Annotated in this window: 3 protein-coding genes; all 3 read right to left on the minus strand. The window is 46.6% G+C overall.

Translation table 11 applies throughout. From position 1 onward, the window contains the following. Nucleotides 1–16 precede the first annotated feature (16 nt). The gene (locus CAPGI0001_RS09045) at nucleotides 17–976 is read right to left on the minus strand and encodes a PorP/SprF family type IX secretion system membrane protein (protein WP_040360101.1); all 960 of its coding nucleotides are present in this window, start codon (nucleotides 974–976) and stop codon (nucleotides 17–19) included. Between the two features lie 90 nt (nucleotides 977–1,066). Then, a complete protein-coding gene (locus CAPGI0001_RS09050; RefSeq protein WP_040360104.1) occupies nucleotides 1,067–3,151 on the minus strand; it encodes a T9SS type B sorting domain-containing protein in 2,085 nt (694 codons plus the stop codon). After that, on the minus strand, nucleotides 3,121–6,203 hold a 3,083-nt coding region (locus CAPGI0001_RS13100; RefSeq protein ID WP_162013389.1), incomplete at its 5' end, for an adhesin. The genes CAPGI0001_RS09050 and CAPGI0001_RS13100, both read right to left, overlap by 31 nt.

Raw genomic sequence — 6,203 nt, forward strand, 5'->3', positions numbered from 1 at the left:
TTTTACAAAAGACAGACTATCTCTCCGTACAGTTACATCCACCGATACCTTGGAACATGTCGATTCCGAGAGTAATCATATGAGAACCAGAGTTATACGAACGTATGGTGTTTAGGTTGAGGTTGTACCCATAAGCGAAGTAGAACACCCCCTTCTTCAGACCCAACATAGGTCCTACAGAAAGTGGCTTGAAGGCCTGATCATTCACAAATCGAGCAGTGGCTCCTACCCAGTAATAGTCCTCAAAATCAAACCAACGGAACTTTACATTCGCATCGGTTAGAGAGCGGCTATCTCCCTCTCTGTATTGCACAAATACAGAGGGCTCTATCTCCAAGATACTGTTGGGAGTACGCTTATAACGGTACCCTGCGTATAGGTTATAGTTTCTTAGGGTAGTAGGCTCCTTTACATCGAACATCTCTTTGTTCTTATTCAGGATATTCGTCGCTGCCAAGCTGGCAAAAATACCCTTATAACGATAGAGCACCCCTACCTCAAAGTTGTGATTAATCATCGCTCGGTTATCAGTTACAGCAGCATCCGCTCTAGGACGCCCTGCCTCGGTAAACTTGTCGATATCTATACGGAAGGCATTGACCAAGTAAGAGATCCCAAACGACACAAAATGGCTATCGTAACTATCCAAAGTCAAGTGGTGGGAGAAGGTCGCCTTCGCTCCCATCTGCTTGGTGTATCCATTTCGGTCATTATACAAGCTCAACCCCAGTCCACTGCGGTTCCCCAAGCGCATATCTCCCGATAAGCTCTGGTAGTCCGGTGCCTCCTTGAGACCTACCCATTGGCTGGTTGCCGATAGGCGCACCCGTACGTTGTTACCTATACCCGCATAAGTGGGCATAATCAAAAATTCACTGTCGGCCAAGTACTGATTCCCTGAGGGTAATTGCAACTCTTGCCCAAACACACTCGGCATGCCCATAAGCACACATATGTATAACGCTAGTTTTTTCATCATCCTTTTTTTAAAATTTATTTATAAACTCTCAGTCGTCAGTTGTCAGTTATTGGAAACTGACAACTGATAACTGACAGCTGATAACTGTTATCTGTATAAAGTAAAGTGTCCTTTGAATTCTCTACCATCGGATTCCTCACCCAAGGTGATGATATACCAATAGTCTCCCGTAGGCATTTCCTTACCATTGTAAGTACCATCCCAGCTTTGTCCCTGAGAAAGTTCCTTGAGCAAGCGACCATAACGATCGAATATCAAGGTCTGGATATTCGGATACTGCTGCGTATTGCGCGGTGCCCAAGTATCGTTCTCACCATCTCCTGTAGGAGTGAAGAAACGTGGGATTTCTATATCATAGTATTCTACATAGAATACCTCTTCTGCCGTACATCCCTTGCTATCTTCCACTCGCGCTTCTATACGCTTCTTGAGCTTATTGTCGCTTGGGTCTACTCCCTCTGGGTCTTGCTTCCTTACGATGTAAGTGCCATTGTTACCCTGATGTACCCCATTGATATAGTAAGTATAATCCGGAACCCCGTTCTTACCTAAGAGCGGTAATTCGTTGATATCTGGATGACGACTTGGATCCTTGATCAAAGTCAACTTCTCTACCACTGGGATCACCACTGGGTTGGTCTCTCCCTCACAGTTAGTTCCCGCATCGCTATAGTATAGCTTGATAGACTGTGGCAAGGACGAAGGCCTTACACTGCTGTGTGTACGACTGATGCGTGCCTGTGCTCCAGAGGTCATACCTGCGGCAAAAGAGTGCTTAGTGACTCCATTGTCAAAAGAGTATTGTACCTTGGTGAAGTCCACCGTAGCATCCTCAAAGGTCAGTACTACATAGCCCTGATATTCATTGTCCTCACAGTTGTCCTCATAAGTGGCCTTAATGTCTAACTTAGGTGCCGCAGTTAGTGAGAACAAATCGGATTCTCCTGCACAACGCTTGCCGTCCATCGCTCTTACTCGGTAGTTCACTCCTGCCCTGAGACCTGCTATCTCTTTAGGGAAATCTGCCATCTTGACCTTATCCAAGCGATTGACTACTACATCGCGGTCTGCCTCTACCAATTCCAAACTGTAAATGTATGCCAAAGCACCTCCTGCATCTGGATCTGGAGTCTGTGTTCCTCCTGTGACAGAGACACTTACCTTACCTGTATCCCCATGGCATACCAAGTTGCTATTGCTCACTCGGGTTACCTGTATCTCCGGTGGAGTACCCAAGGTAAACTGTACACTCTTCTCACAGTTCCAACGGTCTCTTACATACAAGGTATAGTTACCTGCTGGTAGCTCGGTGAACTCATTGCTTAACTGCAATGGTCTGATGGCTCCTTCTATATCGTGATATAGTTCGTAATAGTAAGTGGTTGTCAGGGTCGTTGCTGTAGGATCATCCACAGCTCCTCCTCGTGCATTCTTCACCACTACCTTACCATCACGCTCATTCTTACAAGATACCATGGTGATCTCTGGGTCGTCAAAGTCTATTGGATCTGGCTTGACAACTTTATTTACATTCACCGTAGGAGTTACCACACAGCCCCATGCATCTTCTATCTGGAAGGTGAAGGTAGCCCCTGGTGCTGCCGCTCCTGGCACTCCAGTGAAGAGCCAACGGTTGTATACCTGATTGGCTGTCTGAGTGTGGCCATTATCTCCTGTCATCGTTACCTTATAAGGCGCTATACCTCCGGTGATATCAATAGAGATTTCCGCGCTACCTGTGGCACTACAATCATCCGGTACTCTAAGCTTAGCTGCCATATTGATAGGCTGGTCTGCCTGACGGATGGTAAAGTTTGCCGGAATCTTAGTGATACAGCCCGTAGAAGTGGATTCCGCTTCTGCTGTATAGGAACCATATGCTAAGGTATTGAGCGTATGGGTAGCTGAACCTGCCGGAACAGTCACTGTTATAATCGGATCTGTAGGACGGGTAAGGCTCTTGATTCTTAGGGTATACCCTTGGGTAGCCTGGTTCACCCCACCGCTGTTCTCTAAGTCTAAGTCTTCCAAGGTAAAGGTGATAGAACCATCATTACCTCCGTAACACTTCACTGGCTTTTCCTCTGTCGCGGTGAGCGAGAAGGTATTCGGATCCTGTACCTTGTAGGTAGTACCATAGGTCACACAGCCAGTTTCATCATTGGTTGCCACCACACTGTAGTTGCCATAGGCACATTGGTAAAGGTATGAGTTGCCGTAGTTGCTCCCGCAGGTACTGTTATCTGTACCATTTGGTGAGAGCTATTCGTTACACTTCTTAGTGACAAGCTTACTTTTATAGGATCCCCTCCAGCTGGTGCAAGGGTGGCTTCCACCTTCACATCCTCGCCTGCGCGACAAGTAATATCGGTAACCTCTGTGGCGGTGACTGTAGTGAGCTTCACAAACGGCTTGATCGCTGTTGGGAATGGCTTGGTCACCTCTGCACATTGGTACTGTGCATCCTCTACTCTTAGGGTAAAGTTACCTCCTGTCTCATCCGAGATAGTGAAGGTAGGCTCGGTAAGGTCTATATTACCCTGTACTGGAGTTCCTCCCTTGAGTAGGGTGAAGCGGTAGCGTCCACTACCTCCAGTGATGGCGGTCTTTGGTAAGCTCAGCTTAGCCAATACCTCCTGATTCCCACTACACTGGAACTGGGTCACTGCCTCTTGGGTCATATCTATCTCTATAGGTTTCACCCCATAGATCGTAAATTCTGTTGTTGCAGTACAGCCATTGGCTGCCTTAGCCTCTACTGTATAGATGATTCCTCTTACATCTCCTAACAAGCCCTTGAAGGTTACCTGTCTACCATTGTTCTGCCAATCCACATAGGTATTGGACGCTGTTACATTGGTATGGGTCGCTGGGATGGTCGCCAGTGCAGTCACTGCACTATTATCATCCGCATAGCGGGCTGCCTTCAGACTATAGCTCATCGGAAGCTGGCTCTCTGGAGCCGCTACCAAGGTCGCTGATCCTCCTCCATTTACATCCAAGAGGTCTTGGTTGGCATTATAACACTTCGAGTCGGTACTGTTGTCCAATGACAATATCGGTAACACCTTGTCATTGACCGTAAGGGTACGGCTGAATGGACAACCTCCGTGGGTGGTATCCACAATCTCTACTCTATAGCGTCCTGGCTGGGTGATTGGCACAGTAAAGGCACCAAATCCACTCATCGGAGTATCATTCACTATCACGATATCTCCTCCTGCATCTTCCTTCAATACCCTATAGATATGTGGGTTCGCAGGATTATGGTTAGCGATATTATCTATCTTGAGCTCTCCATTGCCTGCCACACCTGGCTGACAGGTGATAGGCTTGGACTGTGTCAAGTCAAAGCTGATCTTGCCTTGGAAGACAAAGTTTACTGCCGCACTCTTACATCCGTTCTGGTCATAGATGGTGATATCACGTGCCACAGAAGATGCATATACTCGGTAGATATATCCTTCCCATACACTTGGACCTGTCTGGGTAAACTGTATTGGCTGTTGTGGCCCTTCTGTTCCTCCCGCTGGCTTAAAGGTATAGTAGTGTTGTCCCTTACCTATCTGGCTGAGGGTTACTTTCACTGTATATTCTGTACCTACCACACAAGGGTTCTCTACCTCTGCTTTGGTAGCCGCTGGGGCAGGATCTTCCTTCACTGTTACCGCTTGAGAAATATGACAGTCATTAGCATCTCTTACATGTACATACCATGTAGCTCCCGTTGGAGTACCCTTGATCTTGCCTCCAAAGGTAGTCTCAAAAGTCTGATCCAAAAGCACATCACGGCTATTGGTTGGCAATACAGCTGCATGTGCCCACTGAGTATCCGTAGGCTCTGTGCTAGCTTGGCTTATTGTATATTTGTAAGGGCCTACTCCATCCTTGATGGTTACCTTCACCTGAGCTGTCTCATTTGCCGAACCTGAACAAGCTGAGTTTCTCAACAAGTCTGTCTGTACAAAGGCCAATGGCTGAGCAGCGCGAAGTACCGTAAAGATTTCGGTACCCATTACGCAGTTATTCGCCGTTCCATCTCTTACCACCAAGATATATGTCTTGTTCTCAGTAAGGCCTGTTACCGTTTGCTTAATCTCACTCTTACCTCCCGATGGAGTCGAAGCTGTACCTGTAGCTATTGGACTTTGTGCTCCTGGACGAGTATCAAATGGATAAGTATACAACTCCCACTTAGGTGCCGTACTACCTGCAAAGGCACTCAACTCATAGTGTAATGTTACTGATCCTGTAGCACCTGCTCCACAGAGGTTTGGCTTACGTTTTTCAGTAATTGTTACCCCTGGAGTAGCTATATTCGGTGTGAATTTACCATCCAACAAGGTCTTACAGCCCTTATACTCTACTGCAATTCTATAAGGAGTCTTCGCCAAGAGGGTAAACTCTATTTCTACTTTCTTGTTGTTTCCTGTACCTGTGATCGTTCCTGTAGTACCTGGTATCCAAGTGAGCAATCCACTGCCCAGCGGTCCATCTCGGTAGATGGCTACCTTAAGCTGGGTCTCATCTATTTCTGCACCATCCTCAAAGAACTCTATCTTTTGCTTAGCTGTATTACAGTCTACCTGTTGTGCAGGTATCGCATTGGCTTTGATCTGAGAGCCTCCTATCTGTACCATTGGTAATTTTACCTTACAGCCCGTAGCCATATTGGTAATCGCTGGATAGTAATCCCCTGGTGGCAAGTGATCAAAAATCTTAGTAGCTCCTGTGGAGTTCACATAGTTCTCTCCTGTCACCTGTGGCGTACCTGCATGATTCTGTGCAGGGGTAGTATAGTTACTATCAGTATACAAGGCCATATAATAGTTGCCTTGTAAGCCTGTGGTAAACCTTAACTCTATCTCTCCTAAGCTGCTTGCTCCTGAGGTACAAGTGATGTCTTTCTTCCTTACCAAGGTAAGCACTGGTGCTTCTATTTCTTTGATTTCCAAATCTACAGAAGTCTTACATCCCTTAGCATCAGAAAGCTCTACCTTATACCAGCCTTTGCTCAAGTCTCGACCGGTATTGCTTGACTGTAGGGTCTCTGCACTACCTGGAGTGGTAGCATATTTGTAGATCTTTATCACATAAGGAGCTACTCCCTTAGTTCTATCAATCGCATCTGTTATCGGTAAGTAAGCCGTTCCATCATATACACCTATCACTCCCGTAGACTCTCCTGTACAAGCTACCATGCTGGCAGAAAGACCAGGATTTG

The organism is Capnocytophaga gingivalis ATCC 33624, from assembly GCF_000174755.1.
In the GTDB taxonomy this organism is placed as follows: domain Bacteria; phylum Bacteroidota; class Bacteroidia; order Flavobacteriales; family Flavobacteriaceae; genus Capnocytophaga; species Capnocytophaga gingivalis.

Excerpts from the sequence above, each read along its gene's own strand:
- CAPGI0001_RS09045 (WP_040360101.1), bottom strand. The coding sequence starts at position 976 with ATGAAAAAACTAGCGTTATACATATGTGTGCTTATGGGCATGCCGAGT.